The organism is Nocardia sp. NPDC047648 (assembly GCF_040642815.1).
In the GTDB taxonomy this organism is placed as follows: domain Bacteria; phylum Actinomycetota; class Actinomycetes; order Mycobacteriales; family Mycobacteriaceae; genus Nocardia; species Nocardia gamkensis.
The window spans coordinates 492,720-511,332 of the sequence record NZ_JBEYSX010000002.1 but is presented as its reverse complement, the minus strand read 5'-3'; the positions used below and the strand labels follow the sequence as shown (position 1 = coordinate 511,332).

The following is an 18,613-nucleotide window of genomic DNA, read 5'->3' as shown; positions in this document are numbered from 1 at the left end:
ATGTCTGCCCCCTCACCAGGGACGAGCACGCGGCTGCGCCTTGCCCGGATCACGGGGCTGGTACTCGGCAGCCTGGTGTTCCTGCACGCCTGCGAGCGCAGCAAGAGCGCGCTGCTCGGCGATGTGCGGGTGGAGGTGGCGTTCGCGGCCGCTCTCGGTGCGGCCGCCCTGGCCGCGGCATGGTTCGAGATCAAGCTGCGGGGGCTGGAGCAGGACGCCGATCCGCCGTGGGACGACGCCGAGCGGTACGAAACTCCCAGTCCTGGGAATTTTCCCGGTCGAACCGGGCGTCGGGCGGACACGGCGTACGGCAGGGGCGAGCGAGCGCGGCGCACGGATGCGGCCGCCAGGCCTGCTCCCCTGGCCGACCTCGAAGACGACGACCAGCTCGAACCCGAGGAATCCGCAGGGCGCGCCGATCTCGTCGCCGGGATTGCGCGGACATTGCGGATCACCCGCCTCGGCGCTTCGGGCGAACGGCTGCCCCTGCCGGCCCTGAACGCGATGACGAAATGGATTCGCCGCGTCGACCCCGACGACGAAGCCGACCCCGGCGAACTCGACGACCAGGACGAGACAGAGCAGATCACCCGCACCGAGGCGGGCGAACTCGTCATCGAATCGAGCAGGCGAACGGTGCGAGCCAGATTCGGCCGCTCCGGCGACCTCGTCGTGCACGGCCGGTGGCACGGTGGCGCGCATCCGCCCTCCGAATGGAAGTGGACGTTCCACCCCGACGCCTTCCACGCCATTCGCGGCGCCCTCGGCGACGGGCCCGGCGACCTCCTCAATCTGCTCGAGGACACCATTCCCTGGCTGGACGCAGGCGCCCGCCTAGACCCCGGCGCATGGCTGCGCGCCCACGACATTCCCGCGACCTACCGGGAGAAGGGCGTCAACGCCGCGCAGACCACCCGCGAACTACCCGTCCTCCAGCCGGGCCGTCCACCGCAGCCGCCGCGCGGGGGCAAGTCCCTCCGTAAGCTGCCCGATGACGCGTCCGGGACCGGGATCGCACGCCGGTCGGCCAAAGCCGTGGACGACGACCATGCCCGGCTCTCGTCCGGTCGCGAACGACCTCCGGCCGCTCCGAGACCCTCCGAGCACCGCTCCCCACCAAGCGCCGCCCGGCCCTCATCCCGCCGCTCCGGCGCCGATCGACGATCACGCGACGACGTGGGGCAACAGAACCTCCGGTCCGACGACCACGGCTCGGGCGCGCGAACGCCCCCGGCGCGCCGTCGACGCGGCGAACCCGAATTGGCGCAGCGCGGCGATCGGTGGCCCGGTGCGGAAGATCCGCAAGTGCCCACCCGGCCCACCCCCGGCCGTCCCGACCTCCCGAGACGTCGACACCGCGACCTCGCCGACGACGACCAGCACGTCGCCCGGCAGCCGGATCGCCACCCCGACGAGACCGATTCCCCTCGTTCACGACCGGGTCGCCAGCCAGGGCGCAACCTTCAGCCGCCTCCGGACTTCGAGCCGAGGACCAGCCGACGAGACCGGCCCATACCGTCCGAACGAGTCCCGGAACGGACCTACGACCAACCGCCACCCGACCGCCGCCATCAGCGCTCACGGCGCGAAACCCCGTCCCCCTCGCACGAGTCCACCTCACGGCGCGGGTGGTAGGACACGAAATCGGCGCTGTCACCCGGTGCTCCGGGTGACAGCGCCGAGAAGCGGAACTCAGTTCGCGCGGTGGGTGAACCGGCCGTTCTCGAAGCCGGCCACCATACGAAAGGCGAGGACAGCGCCCCACGGGCCGATCACCCAGATCGGCCAGAAGTAGGTCAAGGCGCCGACGCTCAGCGAGATCGCACCCCAGATGACGAGCACCAGCAGGCTCACGGCGAGCCAGGTGCTGCCCTCGATGCGCTGCCAGATCGGGATACGCGGGCGCGCGGAAGCCGGTGCGACGGCATCCTTGCCGAGTTCGGGCAGATCCGACAGCACCGAGCGCAGGTCCTCACGATCGGTGGTGGCGTACACCTGAGCGACGCGCTGGTCGTATTCGGGCAGATCGAGCCGCCCGTCTGCCATATGCCTGCCGAGCAGGTGCACCACGGCGTCGCGTTCGGCATTCGAGGCGCGGGTACCGGTGGAGATGTCCATGCCTGGTCCTATCGACGGTTCCACACTCCATAGTGGAATATGGTTTCAGCATAACCCTCCAAAGTGGAATGTCAACCCCATGGCGTTCACCGTCCGAAACCGGGGACTTCACACCCGGCAGCGGTAATGTTCGGATGGACGAGAACAACTGTATGGACAGGTGTTCGGCTCGCGGGCCCGCCGAACGGCCGGCTCCGCGTCCCGACCAACTCGCTGGAGGAGGAACAGGTGTCGGAAACCGTCCGCGGGGTCGTGGCCCGCAGCAAAGGCGCACCGGTCGAGATCGTCGAGGTGGTGATCCCGGATCCCGGACCACACGACGTGGTGGTGCGGGTGCAGGCTTGCGGTGTCTGCCACACCGACCTGCACTATCGCGAAGGCGGTATCACCGACGACTTCCCGTTCCTGCTCGGTCACGAGGCGGCGGGTGTGGTGGAAACCGTGGGCGCCGCGGTCACCCACGTGACGGAGGGTGACTACGTGATCCTCAACTGGCGCGCGGTCTGCGGCGAGTGCCGGGCGTGCAAACGGGGCCGTCCCTGGTACTGCTTCGACAGCCGCAACGCGAGCAAGAAGATGACGCTCGCCGACGGCACCGAACTGACCCCCGCGCTGGGCATCGGAGCGTTCGCCGACAAGACCTTGGTGCACGAGGGCCAGTGCACCAAGGTCGATCCGGCGGCCGACCCCGCGGTGGCAGGTCTGCTCGGCTGCGGCGTGATGGCAGGCATCGGCGCGGCGCTGCACACCGGCAACGTCTCGATCGGCGACACCGTCGCGGTGATCGGCTGCGGCGGCGTCGGGGACGCGGCGATCGCCGGAGCCCGGCTGGCGGGGGCCCAAACCATCATCGCGGTCGACCGCGACGCCCGGAAACTGCGCTGGGCTACGGACTTCGGCGCCACCCACACGATCGACGCCACCACCGAGGACGTGGTCGAGAAGATCCAGGAGTACACCGGCGGGTGGGGCGCCGACGTCGTCATCGAGGCCGTCGGGCGACCGGAGACCTGGAAGCAGGCGTTCTACGGCCGCGACCTGGCAGGCACGGTGGTGCTCGTCGGCGTGCCGACTCCGGAGATGACCATCGAGATGCCGCTGCTGGACCTGTTCTCCCGCGGCGGCGCGCTGAAGTCCTCCTGGTACGGCGACTGCCTGCCGGAACGCGACTTCCCCACCCTGATCGGCCTGCACCGCCAGGGACGGCTGCCGCTGGACCGCTTCGTCACCGAACGCATCGGGCTCGACCAGGTGGAGCGGGCCTTCGCCGAGATGCACACCGGCGATGTGCTGCGCTCGGTGGTGGTCTGGTGACCGCGCGCATCGACCGCGTCGTCACCTCCGGTGACTTCTGCCTGGACGGCGGCACCTGGGCGGTGGACAACAACATCTGGCTGGTCGGTGATGACGACGAGGTGGTCGTCATCGATGCCGCCCACGACGCGGGCCCGATCGTCGCGGCGGTCGCGGGCCGCGCCGTCCGCGCGATCGTGTGCACCCACGGGCACAACGATCACGTGACGGTGGCGCCCGAACTCGCCGAACGCTTGAACGCACCGGTCCTGCTGCATCCCGGCGACGAGCCGCTGTGGCGCATGACCCACCCGGACGCCGGCTACCAGCCGCTCACGGACGGTGATCGGATCGCCGTGGCGGACACCGAGATCCAGGTGCTGCACACGCCCGGGCATTCCCCCGGATCGGTCGCCCTGCACCTGCCGGACGCGAAAGCCGTGTTCACGGGCGACACGCTGTTCGCGGGCGGCCCCGGCGCGACCGGTCGCTCGTTCTCCGATTTCGGAACGATCATCGAGTCGATTCGCGAACGCCTGCTGACGCTGCCGGAGGAAACCGCGGTGCACACCGGGCACGGCGATTCCACCACCATCGGCGCGGAGAAACCGTTCCTGGCCGAGTGGATCGCCCGCGGTCACTGAGACCTCGAGGATCGCGGGTGGATCGAGCGCGGCCGCCCGCGATCCCGCTCAGCCGCGGTACGGGTAGCGCTGATCCAGATCCAGATTCAAGCGCAGGACGTCGACCCGCGGCTCACCCAGGAAACCCAGGGTCCGGCCGCGGGTGTGTTCGTCGACCAGTGCCCGCACCTGCCCCTCGGTGATCCCGCGTGCCTTCGCGACACGCGCCACCTGAATGGTCGCGTACTCCGGTGAGATATGGGGGTCCAGCCCACTGCCGCTCGCGGATACGGCGTCCGCGGGCACCGCCGGGGAATCGGGGGCGTCACCGCGAATCGGCACGATACGGCCGAGGGTGTAGTCCCGTCCGGGTTCGGCACATTCGACACGCACTCCGCGATAGGTGGCGAGGAACGGCCGCGCGGGGCAGACCTGGTTGACGCTGACGACCTGCACCGGATGCGCCACGTCGCCGTCGGCGCCGCGCGCACCGATCACCGAGAGGACCGCGCCAACGCCGTCTTTCGTGCAGAACGGGCGACTGCCGTCGACCCCCTCACGGTCGCCGACCGCCTTGCTACGCGCGCACACGGTGGTGAGCAAGCTCGGCCGCGATGCGGTGTCCACGATGTCCTCCGGTCCGAGATTGCTCGCCGCCGTGGTCATCGGGTCGTAGCCGTGACCAGCGGCCGACGGGCGGCTCTGGAAATACTGCGCGAGGGCGGCGCCGTCGGCGTCGGCGAATGATTGACCGATGAGCGCGGAGCCCACGACCGATCCGTTCGCCTCGAGCAGTGAACCGCCCGCCTTGTCGTGCAGCCCGGGTAGCTGCGCCGCAGCGAGTACCGCCGAGGGATAGCCGATTCCGGTGATCGCCGTGAGCACGAGCAGGGCGCGCAACGCGGCGAGATGCTGTCGGATCCAGGTCGAAAGGCGCATCTCAGGACATCCCGGGGAGGAAGTGGACAACGAGGTCGATGAGTTTGATGCCGAGGAACGGCGCGATGACGCCGCCGAGCCCGTAGACGGTGAGATTGCGGCTGAGCAACTTCGACGCGTGGGACGGCCGGTAGCGCACCCCGCGCAGCGCGAGCGGGATGAGCGCCACGATGACGAGGGCGTTGAAGATCACCGCCGACAGGATCGCCGACTGCGGACTGGCCAGGCGCATCACGTTGAGCCGGTCCAGACCGGGGAACAGCGTCACGAACAGCGCCGGAATGATGGCGAAGTACTTGGCGATGTCGTTGGCGATGGAGAACGTGGTCAGTGCACCGCGGGTGATGAGCAACTGTTTGCCGATCTCCACGATCTCGATCAGCTTGGTCGGATCGGAGTCCAGATCGACCATGTTGCCCGCCTCCTTGGCGGCCGAGGTGCCGGTGTTCATCGCGACGCCCACGTCGGCCTGCGCCAGCGCGGGCGCGTCGTTGGTGCCGTCGCCGGTCATCGCGACCAGCCGTCCGCCCTCCTGTTCCCGTTTGATCAGGGCCAGCTTGTCCTCCGGCGTCGCCTCGGCGAGGAAGTCGTCGACGCCGGCCGCGTCGGCGATCGCCCGGGCCGTCAACGGATTGTCACCGGTGATCATCACGGTCCGGATGCCCATCCGGCGCATCTCGTCGAACCGTTCACGCATCCCCTGCTTCACCACGTCCTCCAGCTGGATCACACCCAGCACCCGCGCGACACCATCGGCTACCCGGCCCACGACCAGCGGCGTGCCGCCCGCCGCGGAGATCCCGTCGACGGTCGCGCCGAGTTCGCCGGGCACCGCACCGCCCTCGGCCCGCACCCAGTCGGTGACCGCGCCCGCCGCGCCCTTGCGCAACCGGCGGCCGTCCAGGTCGACACCCGACATCCGAGTCTGCGCGGTGAACTCGACCCACCGCGCGTGGGCCAGCTCGCCTGCCGTCCGCTCCCGCAACCCATGGGCCTGCTTGGCGTAGACGACGATGGAGCGGCCTTCCGGCGTCTCGTCGGCCAGGCTGGAAAGCTGTGCGGCGTCGGCCACTTCGTCCTCGCTCACGCCCGGCGCCGGGACGAAGTTCGTGGCCTGTCGATTACCGAGGGTGATGGTGCCGGTCTTGTCCAGCAGCAGCGTGTTCACATCACCCGCGGCCTCGACGGCACGACCGGACATGGCGAGCACATTGCGCTGCACCAGGCGATCCATGCCCGCGATGCCGATCGCCGAGAGCAGCGCGCCGATGGTCGTGGGGATCAGGCACACCAGCAGCGAGACCAGCACGATGCCGGTGACACCATGCGTGTCCAGCGCCGCGCTGTCCGGCACCCCCGGATTGTTCGACTTGCTGAAGATCGCCATCGGCTGCAGGGTGACGACCGCGAAGACGAAGATGATCGTCAGCGCCGCCAGCAGGATGTTCAGCGCGATCTCGTTCGGGGTCTTCTGCCTGCTCGCGCCCTCCACCAGCGCGATCATCTTGTCGATGAAGCTGCGCCCCGGCTCCTGGGTGATCCGCACGACGATCCGGTCCGACAGCACCGTGGTGCCGCCGGTCACCGCCGACCGGTCACCGCCGGATTCCCGGATCACCGGCGCTGATTCACCGGTGATCGCCGACTCGTCGACCGAGGCGATGCCTTCCACGACGTCGCCGTCGCCCGGGATCACCTGCCCGGCTTCGACCACGACGTGATCGCCGCGGCACAGTCCTGCAGCGGCGACGCGCTCCTCGACCACCCGCGCGCCAGATGACCATTCGACCAGTCGCCGTGCGACGGTGTCGGTCTTCGCCTTGCGCAGTGTGTCGGCTTGCGCCTTGCCGCGCCCCTCCGCGACCGCCTCGGCCAGATTCGCGAAGATCACCGTGAGCCACAGCCACACGACGATCGCCCAGGCGAAAAAGGACGGATCCGCCAGTGTGAGAACGGTCGCCCACACCGCGCCCAGCTCGACGATGAGCATCACCGGGTTGCGCCAGAGGGTGCGCGGATCGAGCTTGCGGAACGCGTCCGGCAACGAGGTCAGCAGCATCCTCGGATCGAGCACTCCCCTCGGGACGCTCTCGCCCCGCCGCCGCCGCTCGGGCTCGGCATGGGCCGAAACCTTCCCCTCCATCACAGAACTGGACATGTCAGTGGATTCCTTCGGCGAGCGGCCCGAGCGCCAGCGCGGGCAAGAAGGTGAGCGCGACCAGGATCACCGTCACGCCGACGACCATGCCGACGAACTGCGGCCGGTGCGTCGGCAGCGTGCCGATCGACGCGGGGGTGGTGCCCTGCCGGGCCAGTGAACCGGCCAGCGCGAGCACGAAGATGATCGGCAGGAAGCGGCCGAAGAGCATGGCGAGACCGAGTGCGGTGTTGTACCACTCGGTGTTGCCGGTCAGGCCCGCGAAGGCGGAGCCGTTGTTGTTGGCGGCTGAGGTGAACGCGTACAACACCTCCGACAGACCGTGCGGCCCGGTATTCAGCATGCTCGCGCGCGGGCCCGGCATTGCCATAGCGGCGGCGGTGCCGACCAGCACGATCAGCGGACTGATCAGGAAATAGGATGCCGCGAGCTTGATCTCGCGCGGCGTGATCTTCTTGCCCAAGTATTCCGGGGTGCGCCCGACCATCAGGCCCGCGACGAACACGGTGATCACCGCGAGTATCAGCATGCCGTACAGACCCGATCCGGTGCCGCCCGGTGCGACCTCCCCCAGCTGCATATCGAACATCGTCATCAATCCGCCGAGGCTGGTGTAGGAGTCGTGGAACGAGTCGACGGCTCCGGTGGAGGTCAGTGTCGTCGAGGCGGCGAAGGTCGCCGAATTCGCCACGCCGAAGCGCTGTTCGGCGCCCTCCATGGACGCGCCGATCGCGGACGGCACAGTGCCGTGGTGCTGGAGCTGGAAAAGATTGGTCGACATGACACTGATCAGTGCGATCGTCCCCATCACCGCGACGATCGCGTAGCCCTGCTTGCGGCTGCCCACCATCCGGCCGAAGGTGCGCGGCAGCGAAAAGCTGATCACCAGCAGCAGGAAGATCTCCACCCAGTTGGTCCAGGCAGCCGGGTTCTCGAAGGGGTGCGCGGAGTTGGCGTTGTAGAACCCACCGCCGTTGGTGCCCAGTTCCTTGATCACCTCTTGGCTGGCGACCGGCCCACCGGGGATCGTCTGCTCCGTGCCGTTCAGAGTCTGCGCCACCTGATCGTGCAGGTGGAAGTTCTGGATCACACCGCCCGCCACCAGCACGACCGCGAACACGAACGCGATCGGCAGCAGAATGCGCAGCGTGCCGCGCACCAGATCCACCCAGAAGTTGCCGAGGTCGCCGGTGTGCCTGCGGGCGAACCCACGCACGAGCGCAACCGCCACGGCCATGCCGACCGCCGCCGAGACGAAGTTCTGTACGGCGAGCCCGGCCATCTGCACCAGGTGCCCCTGGGTGGACTCACCGGAGTAGTTCTGCCAGTTGGTGTTCGTCACGAAACTGACCGCGGTGTTCCAGGCGAGCGCGGGCGTCATCGTGGTGCCCGAATCGTTCAGGTGCAGCGGCAATCGACCTTGCAGGAGTTGGAAAAAGAACAGGAAGAGAATGCCGACCGCCGAGAAGGCCAGCACACTGCGTGCGTACACCGGCCACGGCTGCTCGACTTCCGGTTGCGCGCCGATCGCGCGGTAGACGAGGCGTTCGACACGAGAGTGTCTTCGCCCCTCGTACACCCGGTACATGTAATCCCCCAGCGGCACGTGCACCAGCGCGAGCGCCAGGATCAGGGCCGCCACGAAAACGGCCCCGGCGGTTGTCGTGCTCACTCAGAACCTCTCGGGAAACAGCAGCGCCGCGATCAGGTAGATCGCCACGCCGACAGCGAGGACCAGACCGATCGAATTCGCGGTCACAATTTCTCCACCCCGCGCTGGACCAACCCCAGCAGCGCGAACGCCGCCACGGTGAGCGCGGCGAACACGACGACCGACATGACTCCACAACCTCCCTCTACGCGCCGGGACGCGGCGCATCAGAGCGAGTGAACCGCCCGTCCGGCCCCGCCGACCGGTTCCTGACGACTTCTTGATGCTCCGCTGCCGGGCATTTGCGCTTCGTTGACGGCCGCGCGACGTCCCGCAAGTAACCCGTCAAGGAATCCCGGTGAACCGTCAGCACACCGTAAAGATCGAGGTCGGCGGGTCCGTCGGCGGTAGAAGTGGAGAGCCGGACCACGCGGACCATTCCAGCGCGACCGGCGCCGAACGGCTGGGAGAGAAGAGAGGGATCACAATGTCGGTAGTCGTCCTCGTCGCCACCTTCGTCTGCTGCGCGCTGGTCATCCGCGCGCTCGGAACTCGTGAACAGACGCGGCGGCCGCTACCGGTCATGATCGAGGCGGACGATGCGCGCCGGTGACGGGGACCGGCGACGCGGCGCGGCAGCACCGTGCCCGTGGCAGCACGCCGTGGTGATCGAGCCTTGTGCGGCCCCGGCAGCGCGACGCGCGATGATGAACACGTGAAACGCGGTCAGCTGCGTATCTACCTCGGCGCCGCGCCGGGAGTCGGCAAGACCTACGCCATGCTCGGCGAGGCGCACCGGCGACTGGAACGCGGCCGCGATGTGGTGGCCGGGGTGGTCGAAACCCACGGCAGGGAGAAGACCGCGAGGTTGCTCGACGGCATCGAACGTATACCGCCGAAGTCGATCGAGTATCGCGGCAGCACGTTCGCGGAACTCGACGTCGAGGCGGTACTACGGCGCGCGCCCGCGGTGGTGCTGGTCGACGAGCTGGCGCACACCAACGCCCCCGGAAGCAAGCACAAGAAGCGCTGGCAGGACGTGGCGGAACTGCTCGACGCGGGCATCGACGTGATTTCCACGGTCAACGTGCAGCATCTGGACAGCCTCAACGACGTCGTGGAGCGGATCACCGGCATCCAGCAGCGCGAAACCGTGCCGGACGCGGTGGTGCGCGGGGCGGATCAGGTCGAGCTGGTCGATATCACCCCGGAAGCGCTGCGGCGCAGACTTTCGCACGGCAACGTGTACGCCGCCGAGAAGATCGACGCGGCGTTGCGCAACTATTTCCGCGCGGGAAACCTCACGGCGCTGCGCGAATTGGCGTTGCTCTGGCTGGCCGACCAGGTGGACGCCGCACTGGCGGCCTACCGCACCGACCACCACATCACCGAGCTGTGGGAGGCACGCGAGCGGGTCGTGGTGGCGGTGACCGGTGGTCCGGAATCGGAGACCGTCGTGCGACGGGCCGGCCGGATCGCCGCCAAATCCAGTGCCGACCTCGTGGTCGTGCATGTGGTACGCGGCGACGGCTTGGCCGGGGTGTCCACCGAGCGGCTGGCGCGGCTGCGTGAACTGGCGGCCGGTCTGGGTGCCTCGCTGCACACCGTCACCGGCGAGGACGTGCCCACCGCGTTGCTCGAGTTCGCCCACGAGGCGAACGCGACCCAGCTCGTGCTCGGCACGTCCCGCCGCTCCCGTTGGGCACGAATCTTCGACGAGGGCATCGGCTCCGCCGTCGTGCAGCGCTCCGGCAAGATCGACGTGCACATGGTGACGCACGAGGAGGCCCACCGCGGGCTGCGGTACTCGGCGCTACACCCGCGCCGCCCCGTGGCCGCCTGGCTCGCGGCCGTGCTGGTGCCGGCGCTGGTCTGCGCGCTGGGCGCCGCGTACCTCGACGACGTGCTGGACCTCGGCGGCATCAGCGCCGTCTTCGTCGTGGGTGTGGTCGCGGTGGCGCTGCTCGGCGGCGTCGTGCCCGCGTCGTTCTCGGCGCTGCTGTCGGGGCTGTTGCTGAACTGGTTCTTCGCACCGCCGCGCTACAGCCTCACCATCGCCGAGCCGAACAGCTTCATCACCGTGGTGGTGCTGCTCATCGTCGCCGTCGCGGTGGCCGCGCTGGTCGATCTGGCCGCGAAGCGAACAGCTCAGGCGCGCAAGGCGTCCCGGCAGGCCGAGCTGCTGACCATGTTCTCCGGCGCGATCCTGCACGGCGCGGATCTGCCCCGGCTGCTCGACCAGATCAGGGAGGTCTTCGCGCAGCGCGCGGTCGGCTTGGTGGCGGGCGACCGAATACTCGCTGAGGTGGGCGTCGACCCGCCACGGCAGCCTTCTGACGCGGACACCGTGGTGGAAGCCGGCGATGCCCGCCACTGGCTGCTGCTGTCCGGCCGCCCGCTGGCCGCCGCCGACCGCCCGGTGCTCAACGCGGTCACCAACCAGGCCGTTGCCCTGGTGCGGCAGGCGCGCCTCGCCGAGGAAGCCAGCGCCGCCGCGGCCCTGCTGGAGGCCGATCGCCTGCGGCGTGCGCTGCTTTCGGCGGTCAGCCACGACCTGCGCACCCCGCTGGCAGGCGCCAAAGCTGCGGTGTCCAGCCTGCGCAGCGACGACATCGAATTCTCCCCCGACGACACCGCCGAACTCCTGGAGACGATCGAGGAATCGGTCGATCAACTCACTGCGCTGGTCGGTAATCTGCTCGACTCCTCCCGGCTCGCGGTCGGCGTGGTCACGCCGCAGGTCCGGCGGGTCTACCTGGACGAGGCGGTGCACCGCGCGCTGGTGAGCGTCGGGATGGGCGCGCGGGGATTGCGGCGCGCGGCAGTGGACCGGATCCGGGTGGAGGTCGGCGACGTCTCGGTGCGCGCCGACAGCGGCCTGCTGGAACGGGTGCTGGCGAACCTGATCGACAACGCGTTGCGGCACGCGCCCCGCGCGGACACGGTCCGGATCACTGCGGAACGCGCGGGCGACCGGGTCGCGATCGCGGTCGTCGACACCGGCCCCGGTGTGCCGCACGGCACCGAGGAGCAGCTGTTCGAACCCTTCCAGCGCCTCGGCGACCGCGACAACACCACCGGCGTCGGCCTGGGTCTGTCGGTGGTGCGCGGGTTCGTCGAAGCGATGGGCGGCACAGTGCATGCCGAGCCCACCCCGGGGGGAGGATTGACCATGCTGGTCGACTTGCCCAGCGGGGAGCCGCCGGATGCCGGCGGCGCGGCCGTGGCGCACGAGACGACGAACGCGGGTGAGTGAGGTGTCCGTGACGACACAGGAGGCGGCGGTTGTGACGAAGACGCCCGAGGCGATGGCGACGAAGGTACTCGTGGTCGACGACGAACCGCAGATCGTGCGCGCGCTGCGAATCAACCTGTCGGTCCGCGGCTACGAGGTGATCACCGCCGCGACCGGTGGCGCGGGTCTGCGTGCGGCCGCCGACCGGCACCCGGACGTCGTGATCCTCGACCTCGGCCTGCCGGATATGGACGGCATCGAGGTGCTCGCGGGATTGCGCGGCTGGACCTCGGCGCCGGTGATCGTGCTGTCGGCGCGGACGGATTCCGCCGACAAGGTCGAAGCGCTGGATGCGGGCGCCGACGACTACGTGACCAAACCGTTCGGCATGGACGAGCTGCTGGCTCGGCTGCGGGCCGCCGTCCGGCGCGGCGCCACCGACTCCGACGCCTCCGCCCCGGTGGTGACCACCGACTCGTTCACCGTCGACCTGGCAGCCAAGAGGGTCACCAAGCGAGGACATACCGTGCACCTCACGCCCACCGAGTGGGGCATGCTCGAGATGCTGGTCCGCAATCGCGGCAAGCTGGTCGGGCGGCGCGAACTGCTGCGCGAGGTCTGGGGCCCCTCCTACGCCACCGAGACCCACTACCTGCGGGTCTATCTTGCGCAATTGCGCCGCAAACTGGAAGACGATCCGTCGCACCCGAAGCATCTGCTCACCGAGGCGGGCATGGGTTATCGGTTCCAGGAGTAATCCCGGCCACGGGCCACCGGCGGCGTGGAATGGCGCGACGGGTCGCGGCGTTGCCAGGCGCGCGAGTTGATTGCGACGACAATGGCAGGATCGAACCCATGGCTGAACACACCGCTACACCCGCCACCGCCACCGCGGCGCCGAGCGCGCCGGAGCCCACCACGCTGTGGGTCGAGCGCACCGGAACCAGGGCCTACACCGGACGCAGCTCCCGTGGCGCCGAGGTCCTGATCGGTTCGCAGGGCGTCCCCGGTGTGTTCACCCCCGGCGAGCTGCTGAAGATCGCGCTGGCCGCCTGCTCCGGCTTGAGCGCGGACTTCCCGCTGTCGCGCAAACTCGGCGACAACTTCGACGCGACCATCCGCGTCTCCGGTGACGCCGACCGGGAGAACGAGGTCTACCCGCAGCTGGACGAAGTGTTCGAACTCGATCTCAGCGAACTCGACGACGAGGCCCGTGAGCGGTTGCTGGTCACCGTGCAGCGTGCGATCGACAAGGTCTGCACGGTGGGACGGACGCTGAAGGCGGGATCGAAGGTGACGCTGTCGTTCGACATCGAGGCCTGATGGACGAGGCCGTTCGGTTGAGCGCCTGGGTGCACGGCCTGGTTCAGGGCGTGGGTTTCCGCTGGTGGACTCGGTCGCGGGCGCTGGAGCTGGGGCTGGTCGGGCAGGCGAGGAATGCCAGGGACGGCCGGGTGCACGTGGTCGCCGAGGGGCCGCGACCGGCCTGCGAGCGGTTGCTCGCACAGCTGCGTTCCGGCGATACTCCTGGTCAGGTCAGGTTGGTTGTGGAAAGCTGGGAGCCCGCGCGGGGCGATTTGACCGGTTTCGAGGAGCGGTAGTGGTGGTTCGGGCGACGAGGGGGGAACAGCGGTGAGCACGCGGCATCCGGGTGACGACGAGCGCCGGGACGATCCCCAGCGGCCGCCCGGGACGCCACGCCCCGGCGAGAACGATCCCGCCGCGCCCGGGTCCGGCGACGAACAGGACTGGTCGACGCCCGTCTCCGGTGGCACCGAACCCGCTTCCACACCGGGTGGCCCCGAGCAGTCCGAGACCGACTGGTCCACGCCCACTTCGGTGCCGGCCGGCAGCCCGAGCGGTCCCACCGACCAGCAACCACCCGCCGAGCACCCGCCGCGTCCCGGCAGTATCCAGCGGCAAGAAGCCGGCGTGACCCAGCCCCGCCCGCCCACGGTGGCCGAGCTGCGAGCGAGGGACAAGGCCCGCAAGCGCGCCGAGGAAGCGCAGCGCGCGGCCGCGGCGGCCGAGGAGGCCAAGAAGCGCACCCGCAAGCGCGTCATGATCGGCGGTGCCGCCATTGTCGGCGTAGCCGCGCTGGTCGGCGGCGGCTACCTGACCTATCGCGCCTTGACCGCGCCGGACCGGGTCACCGCTCAGTGCGTGAAAGTCGAGAACGGCCAAGAGGTCGTGGTGGACGACTCCTACTGCGGCGACGGTCGTCCCGGTTTCATCGGCGACACCGGCGTCGGTCCCGGTCTGATCATCCTCGGCGGCGGACCGCAGTACCGCTACTACTACGGCGGCACCGGCACCGTCGGCAGACCGCCGACCGGCGGCACCACCATCAAACCGAAAGGCGCCGAGATCAAGACCAAGAGCGGCACCACGATCCAGCGCGGCGGCCTGGGCAGCAAGAGCACCGGCGGAGGGTCGTAGATGCGGCGCGTGCGGGATACGCCCCGGGCGGGCTGGCAGCAGATCATCGAGGGCCAGGGCCTGGTCTACGGTTCGCCGGGACGGGACGCGAGCGGTCAGCCGCGGCCGTACTGGGACGAGTCGGTGCACTACGAGTTCGAGATGCCGGAGATCCTCGCCTTGGAGGCCGACGTCGAACTGCTGCACTCGATGTGCCTGAACGCGGTGGAGCACATCGTGTTGACCGAGCGGTACGCCGATTTCGGCCTGCCCGAATGGAGCTGGGGCCCGATCGCCGAATCCTGGCGGCGCTCCGACCCGCACGTGTACGGGCGCTTCGACCTGCGTTACGACGCGCGGCGCCCGGCGAAACTGCTGGAGTACAACGCAGACACGCCGACTTCGCTGCTGGAGGCGGCGATCGTGCAGTGGCACTGGCTGACCGACCGCTACCCCGGCGGCGACCAGTGGAACTCGTTGCACGAGAAGCTGGTCGAGCGGTGGGGCGAGCTGCGCGACGTGCTGCCCAGCGCGCAATTGCATTTCACCTGGTCCGGCGCGGACGCCACCGGTGAGGACAACGTCACCACCGCCTACATGCAGGAGACCGCGGCCGAGGCCGGGTTCGACACCATCGCGCTGCCGATCGAGGAGATCGGCTTCGATTCCGCGCTGGAACGCTTCGTCGATCTGGCGGAGGCTCCGATCGAGGCGATCTTCAAGCTCTACCCGTGGGAGTGGGCGCTCGACGACGATTTCGGCAAGCGCGTCGTGGACAGCCTGCCGGAGACCATGTGGATCGAGCCGCTGTGGAAGACGCTGCTGAGCAACAAGGCGATCCTGGCGGTGCTGTGGGAGATGTATCCGGGCCACCCGAATCTGCTGCCCGCCTATCTCGACCAGCCCAACGAGCTCACCGAGTACATCCGTAAACCGAAGCTGGGACGCGAGGGCGCCAATATGACGATCGTCGGCGCGGGTTTGGAGACCGCGACCGGTGGCGTCTACGGCGAGGAAGGTTACGTGTACCAGTTGCTGGACCCGCTGCCGGAATTCGACGACATGCGTCCGGTGCTCGGCGCGTGGATCGTCGGCGATGCCGCGGCGGGACTCGGCATCCGCGAGACCGCGGGACTGATCACCGACGACGGCTCCGCCTTCGTCCCGCACCGCATCACCGATTGAACCTCGTCACCGGCAAGCACGAAATAATCTCGGCCGCCCGCCAATCCCTCTCGGAAGGATCAAGATGACCGCAGTCGCCCTGGAATCGGGGTACTGGAGTTCGCTGGGCGAGGGTGTGGGAGCGATCATCCTCTACGCCCTCGTCGGCTTGGTGCTCATGCTCGTCGGCTTCTACGCCATCGACCTGACCACGCCGGGCAAGCTGCGCAAACTGGTGGTGGCGGGCAAGCCGAACGCCGTCATCGTCACTGCCGCGGGCATGATCAGCATGGCGTTCATCGTCGTGCTCGCCATCTTCGCCGTCGGCGGCGGAGGCAAGCTGTCCGAGGGACTGATCGCCGCGCTGGTGTTCGGCCTGGTCGGCATTGTCGCCCAGGTCATCTCGGTGCGCGTGATCGAGCGGGCGCTCGGCATCGACATCGGCACCGCGCTGCACGCCGACACCTACACCACCGAGGTACTCGTGGTGGCGGCCGCGCATTTCGCGCTCGGCTTGGTCGTCGCCTTCGCGATCCTCTAGGCGTATCCGCGAACTCATCGGGCCCCGCGTCCGGCACCGACCCGACATCCCTCGCAGCGGCGCGGCCGCGGGTCAGTGCGCGTCTCCGTGGTCGAGACAGTACGCCGCCGCGGCGAGGTACTGGCGGCACTCCGGACCGTGACCGGCGTGCACACCGCGGACGAACAGCGCGCGATCGAGGTCGAGATCTGTCGGGTCCGCGGAACAGTCCCGGTATCGGCTCCGCCAGAGGTCCTGCGTATCCAGCGATGTCTGCATCGTGCACCTCCCGTGCCGCGTATCAGTGCGAGAAGGCTTGCAATGTCCCTACGCCGGAGGCATACCCGCTCGGGCCTCTCGGCAACCGGTGTGGCTCACCGGGTCACCAGCCGCCAGTCGTCGGGCAGGCGTGCCGCGGTGATCTGCGCGCCCTCGGCCTCCAGGTCGACGGTGGTCGCACCGAGCCGCAGCGCGCGCAGCGAGACCTTGCCCCACCGCGCCGGTAGCTGCGGCCGGACGGTGAGCGTCCTGCTCGGCGTGTGCGGGTCGAGTCCGAGGAACGAGCGCACCAGCAACAGCGGCGCCGCGCTCGCCCACGCCTGCGGCGAGCAGGACGTCGGATACGGCACGGGCGTAGCGAATCGGGACCGGGGGAAACCACAGAACAGCTCCGGCAGGCGCCCCTCGAACGCCGCCGCCGCGTCCAGCAGGCCCGTGGCCAGCCGGGTTGCCAGCTTCACCGCACCGGGCACGTGCCGGTAGCGCAGCAGCCCCGCCACCGCGATCGCCGTGTCGTGCGGCCAGATCGAACCGCAGTGATAGCTCATCGGGTTGTAGGCGCCCATATTCGAGGCCAAGGTGCGCAGCCCGAAGCCGGAGTCCATCTCGGGAGCCGCCATGCGCGCCACCAGCTCGGCCGCGTGCTCGTCGGTGGCGATACCCGACCAGAGACAGTGCGCCACATTGCTGGTCAGCGCGTCGACCTGCCGCTTGCCACCGTCCAGCGCCACGGCGTACCAGCCACGGTCGGGCAGCCAGAACTGCTCGGCGAACTTGACCCGCAACTCCGCGGCTCGTTCGCGCAGCAGGCCGGCCAGGCGCGGGTCGTCGAACGCCTCGGCCAGCTCGGCCCGGGCCAGCATCGCGGCGTGCACATAGCCCTGCACCTCGCACAGCGCGATGGGCGCCTCGGCGATATGGCCGGTGGCGTAGTTGATTCCGTCGAAACTGTCCTTCCACCCCTGGTTGATCAGGCCGCGGTCGGTGGCGCGGCGGTACTCGACGAAGCCGTCGCCGTCCCGGTCGCCGTAGTCGGTGATCCAGCGCAACGCGGCGTCGGCGGCGGGCAGCAGTTGCCGGATCACCTCGGAGTCGGCGCCCCAGCGATGGCATTCGGCCAGCAGCATCACGAACAGCGGCGTGGCGTCGGCGGATCCGTAATAGATGTTGCCACCGAACACCTGCCCGCCCGCCGGGCCGCGGCGCATCTCGTGCATGATGCGTCCGGGTTCCTCCTCGGTGAGCGGGTTCACGTCCTGCCCTTGCAGTTCCGCCAGCTGCTCGAGGGTGCCCAGCGCCAGATCGACCTCCAGCGGTAGCGCCATCCACGCGGTGAGCAGGCTGTCGCGGCCGAACAGGGTCATGAACCACGGCGCACCCGCGGCGACGAAGGGGCGGGCGTTGCCGGATTCGTCGTGCATCTGCAACGCGCCCAAGTCGCTCTCGGTGCGGCGCAGCACGCGGGTGAGCGCCGGGTCGGACGCGGCGATGTCGGTGGCGGTGTCGCGCCACGCCTCGATCTTGCGGCCCGGCGCGCTGACGTTGTAGTGCTCCCCCGGCGACACGGCTTGGAATCGCTGGTTTCCCACCGTCGGCTGGGCGATGATCTCGGTCTGCCAGCATTCGCCGACCGGCACGATCACCCGCCACAGCAGTGAACCTGGAAGAACCTCGGGTTCCACCGTGGCGGAGATCGATATTCCCCGGCTGCGGTCGGCGTGGTCGTGCAGCACCAGTTCGCCGTCGGCGACCGTCACGTCGGCCCGTGCGTGCCCCGCCCGGCCTTCCTTCACCGCGAAGAGGTCGACGAAGTCGGCGTCCACGTGCAGCTCCAGCAGCACCGCGGTGGGCTCGCGGCCCATGTTCTCCAGCGTGATCAGCTCGTGCATGCCGTCGGCCACGATCCGTTCGCGCACCACCAGCAGCGTGCTGTCGGCCAGGCCCGCCTGCGGGGGCCTGCGCAACACGAACCTGGCGGCGAACGCCTCCGGACTGAGCACCGAAAGCGACTCGGCGGGTTTGCCGTTCACCAGCAACTCCCAGCGCGACAGCACGCGTGCGTCCCGGAAGAACAAGCCGTGCGGCTTGCCCGGTTCGACGTCACCGAGCCGATTGGACAGGCAGAACGTGCCGCCTTCGACCAGGGTCACCGAACCGCACCCCCCGAACCCGGTGGACTCACCGGAAATCAGGGGGGCCGGGGTCAACGGGGTGG

Annotated in this window: 18 protein-coding genes; 11 read left to right on the top strand and 7 right to left on the bottom strand. The window is 69.3% G+C overall.

Annotation, left to right across the window (positions count from 1 at the left end; all coding sequences use genetic code 11):
* The gene (locus tag ABZ803_RS06710) at positions 1 to 1,635 is read left to right on the top strand and encodes a hypothetical protein (protein WP_357033758.1); all 1,635 of its coding nucleotides are present in this window, start codon (positions 1 to 3) and stop codon (positions 1,633 to 1,635) included.
* Positions 1,636 to 1,692: 57 nt separating this feature from the next.
* Here the strand turns inward: ABZ803_RS06710 and ABZ803_RS06705 are convergent, their stop codons facing one another.
* Positions 1,693 to 2,118, bottom strand: a complete 426-nt coding sequence (locus tag ABZ803_RS06705) for a DUF1707 domain-containing protein (protein WP_357033756.1) — start codon at positions 2,116 to 2,118, stop codon at positions 1,693 to 1,695.
* A 228-nt stretch (positions 2,119 to 2,346) separates the two neighbouring features.
* Between ABZ803_RS06705 and ABZ803_RS06700 the strand changes: the two genes are divergently transcribed.
* On the top strand, positions 2,347 to 3,432 hold the full coding sequence (locus tag ABZ803_RS06700; protein WP_357033754.1) for an S-(hydroxymethyl)mycothiol dehydrogenase: 1,086 nt from the start codon (positions 2,347 to 2,349) through the stop codon (positions 3,430 to 3,432).
* A complete protein-coding gene (locus ABZ803_RS06695; protein WP_357034333.1) occupies positions 3,426 to 4,055 on the top strand; it encodes an MBL fold metallo-hydrolase in 630 nt (209 codons plus the stop codon). The genes ABZ803_RS06700 and ABZ803_RS06695 overlap by 7 nt, the downstream gene beginning before the upstream one ends.
* Before the next feature lie 48 nt (positions 4,056 to 4,103).
* On the opposite strand, the gene ABZ803_RS06690 is transcribed toward ABZ803_RS06695, so the two are convergent.
* The 4 genes from ABZ803_RS06690 to kdpF all read right to left on the bottom strand — a co-directional run bounded on the left by ABZ803_RS06690 (position 4,104) and on the right by kdpF (position 9,010).
* Positions 4,104 to 4,973 (bottom strand): potassium-transporting ATPase subunit C, encoded by an 870-nt coding sequence (locus tag ABZ803_RS06690; RefSeq protein WP_357033753.1) that lies wholly within the window; start codon positions 4,971 to 4,973, stop codon positions 4,104 to 4,106.
* Position 4,974: 1 nt separating this feature from the next.
* Positions 4,975 to 7,032 carry a potassium-transporting ATPase subunit KdpB gene (gene kdpB, locus ABZ803_RS06685; RefSeq protein WP_357034331.1) on the bottom strand — a complete coding sequence of 686 codons (2,058 nt, stop codon included), beginning with the start codon at positions 7,030 to 7,032 and terminating at the stop codon, positions 4,975 to 4,977.
* Between the two features lie 100 nt (positions 7,033 to 7,132).
* A complete protein-coding gene (gene kdpA, locus ABZ803_RS06680) occupies positions 7,133 to 8,803 on the bottom strand; it encodes a potassium-transporting ATPase subunit KdpA (protein ID WP_357033751.1) in 1,671 nt (556 codons plus the stop codon).
* Positions 8,804 to 9,010 (bottom strand): K(+)-transporting ATPase subunit F, encoded by a 207-nt coding sequence (gene kdpF, locus ABZ803_RS06675; RefSeq protein ID WP_357033749.1) that lies wholly within the window; start codon positions 9,008 to 9,010, stop codon positions 8,804 to 8,806.
* A 130-nt stretch (positions 9,011 to 9,140) separates the two neighbouring features.
* Between kdpF and ABZ803_RS06670 the strand changes: the two genes are divergently transcribed.
* The 8 genes from ABZ803_RS06670 to ABZ803_RS06635 all read left to right on the top strand — a co-directional run bounded on the left by ABZ803_RS06670 (position 9,141) and on the right by ABZ803_RS06635 (position 16,140).
* Complete coding sequence (locus ABZ803_RS06670) at positions 9,141 to 9,395, top strand: hypothetical protein (RefSeq protein ID WP_357033747.1); 255 nt, start codon at positions 9,141 to 9,143, stop codon at positions 9,393 to 9,395.
* A gap of 102 nt (positions 9,396 to 9,497) precedes the next feature.
* Positions 9,498 to 12,038, top strand: a complete 2,541-nt coding sequence (locus ABZ803_RS06665; protein WP_357033745.1) for a sensor histidine kinase KdpD — start codon at positions 9,498 to 9,500, stop codon at positions 12,036 to 12,038.
* Positions 12,039 to 12,090: 52 nt separating this feature from the next.
* On the top strand, positions 12,091 to 12,774 hold the full coding sequence (locus ABZ803_RS06660) for a response regulator (RefSeq protein WP_040868444.1): 684 nt from the start codon (positions 12,091 to 12,093) through the stop codon (positions 12,772 to 12,774).
* 98 nt (positions 12,775 to 12,872) lie between these two features.
* Positions 12,873 to 13,340, top strand: a complete 468-nt coding sequence (locus ABZ803_RS06655; protein WP_357033743.1) for an OsmC family protein — start codon at positions 12,873 to 12,875, stop codon at positions 13,338 to 13,340.
* Positions 13,340 to 13,618 (top strand): acylphosphatase, encoded by a 279-nt coding sequence (locus tag ABZ803_RS06650; protein ID WP_357033741.1) that lies wholly within the window; start codon positions 13,340 to 13,342, stop codon positions 13,616 to 13,618. Before ABZ803_RS06655 ends, ABZ803_RS06650 begins: the two co-directional genes overlap by 1 nt.
* A 31-nt stretch (positions 13,619 to 13,649) precedes the next feature.
* Positions 13,650 to 14,456 carry a hypothetical protein gene (locus tag ABZ803_RS06645; RefSeq protein ID WP_357033739.1) on the top strand — a complete coding sequence of 269 codons (807 nt, stop codon included), beginning with the start codon at positions 13,650 to 13,652 and terminating at the stop codon, positions 14,454 to 14,456.
* Positions 14,457 to 15,620: a glutathionylspermidine synthase family protein gene (locus tag ABZ803_RS06640; RefSeq protein ID WP_357033737.1), complete on the top strand. Its 1,164-nt coding sequence runs from the start codon at positions 14,457 to 14,459 to the stop codon at positions 15,618 to 15,620. It abuts the gene before it with no gap.
* A gap of 64 nt (positions 15,621 to 15,684) precedes the next feature.
* Positions 15,685 to 16,140: a DUF350 domain-containing protein gene (locus tag ABZ803_RS06635; protein WP_062969855.1), complete on the top strand. Its 456-nt coding sequence runs from the start codon at positions 15,685 to 15,687 to the stop codon at positions 16,138 to 16,140.
* A gap of 72 nt (positions 16,141 to 16,212) precedes the next feature.
* On the opposite strand, the gene ABZ803_RS06630 is transcribed toward ABZ803_RS06635, so the two are convergent.
* Together ABZ803_RS06630 and ABZ803_RS06625 are read right to left on the bottom strand one after the other, a co-directional pair.
* On the bottom strand, positions 16,213 to 16,398 hold the full coding sequence (locus tag ABZ803_RS06630) for a hypothetical protein (RefSeq protein WP_357033735.1): 186 nt from the start codon (positions 16,396 to 16,398) through the stop codon (positions 16,213 to 16,215).
* 95 nt (positions 16,399 to 16,493) lie between these two features.
* On the bottom strand, positions 16,494 to 18,605 hold the full coding sequence (locus tag ABZ803_RS06625) for a glycogen debranching N-terminal domain-containing protein (RefSeq protein ID WP_357034329.1): 2,112 nt from the start codon (positions 18,603 to 18,605) through the stop codon (positions 16,494 to 16,496).
* Between the last annotated feature and the right edge of the window lie 8 nt (positions 18,606 to 18,613).

What these genes read in the sequence shown, in the direction of transcription:
- ABZ803_RS06705 (WP_357033756.1), bottom strand. Translation starts at nt 2,118, where the DNA reads ATGGACATCTCCACCGGTACCCGCGCCTCGAATGCCGAACGCGACGCC.
- ABZ803_RS06710 (WP_357033758.1), top strand. Translation starts at nt 1, where the DNA reads ATGTCTGCCCCCTCACCAGGGACGAGCACGCGGCTGCGCCTTGCCCGG.
- ABZ803_RS06660 (WP_040868444.1), top strand. Translation starts at nt 12,091, where the DNA reads ATGGCGACGAAGGTACTCGTGGTCGACGACGAACCGCAGATCGTGCGC.
- ABZ803_RS06650 (WP_357033741.1), top strand. Translation starts at nt 13,340, where the DNA reads ATGGACGAGGCCGTTCGGTTGAGCGCCTGGGTGCACGGCCTGGTTCAG.
- ABZ803_RS06690 (WP_357033753.1), bottom strand. Translation starts at nt 4,973, where the DNA reads ATGCGCCTTTCGACCTGGATCCGACAGCATCTCGCCGCGTTGCGCGCC.
- ABZ803_RS06655 (WP_357033743.1), top strand. Translation starts at nt 12,873, where the DNA reads ATGGCTGAACACACCGCTACACCCGCCACCGCCACCGCGGCGCCGAGC.
- kdpB (WP_357034331.1), bottom strand. Translation starts at nt 7,032, where the DNA reads ATGCTGCTGACCTCGTTGCCGGACGCGTTCCGCAAGCTCGATCCGCGC.
- kdpF (WP_357033749.1), bottom strand. Translation starts at nt 9,010, where the DNA reads ATGCGCCGCGTCCCGGCGCGTAGAGGGAGGTTGTGGAGTCATGTCGGT.
- ABZ803_RS06635 (WP_062969855.1), top strand. Translation starts at nt 15,685, where the DNA reads ATGACCGCAGTCGCCCTGGAATCGGGGTACTGGAGTTCGCTGGGCGAG.
- ABZ803_RS06640 (WP_357033737.1), top strand. Translation starts at nt 14,457, where the DNA reads ATGCGGCGCGTGCGGGATACGCCCCGGGCGGGCTGGCAGCAGATCATC.
- ABZ803_RS06630 (WP_357033735.1), bottom strand. Translation starts at nt 16,398, where the DNA reads ATGCAGACATCGCTGGATACGCAGGACCTCTGGCGGAGCCGATACCGG.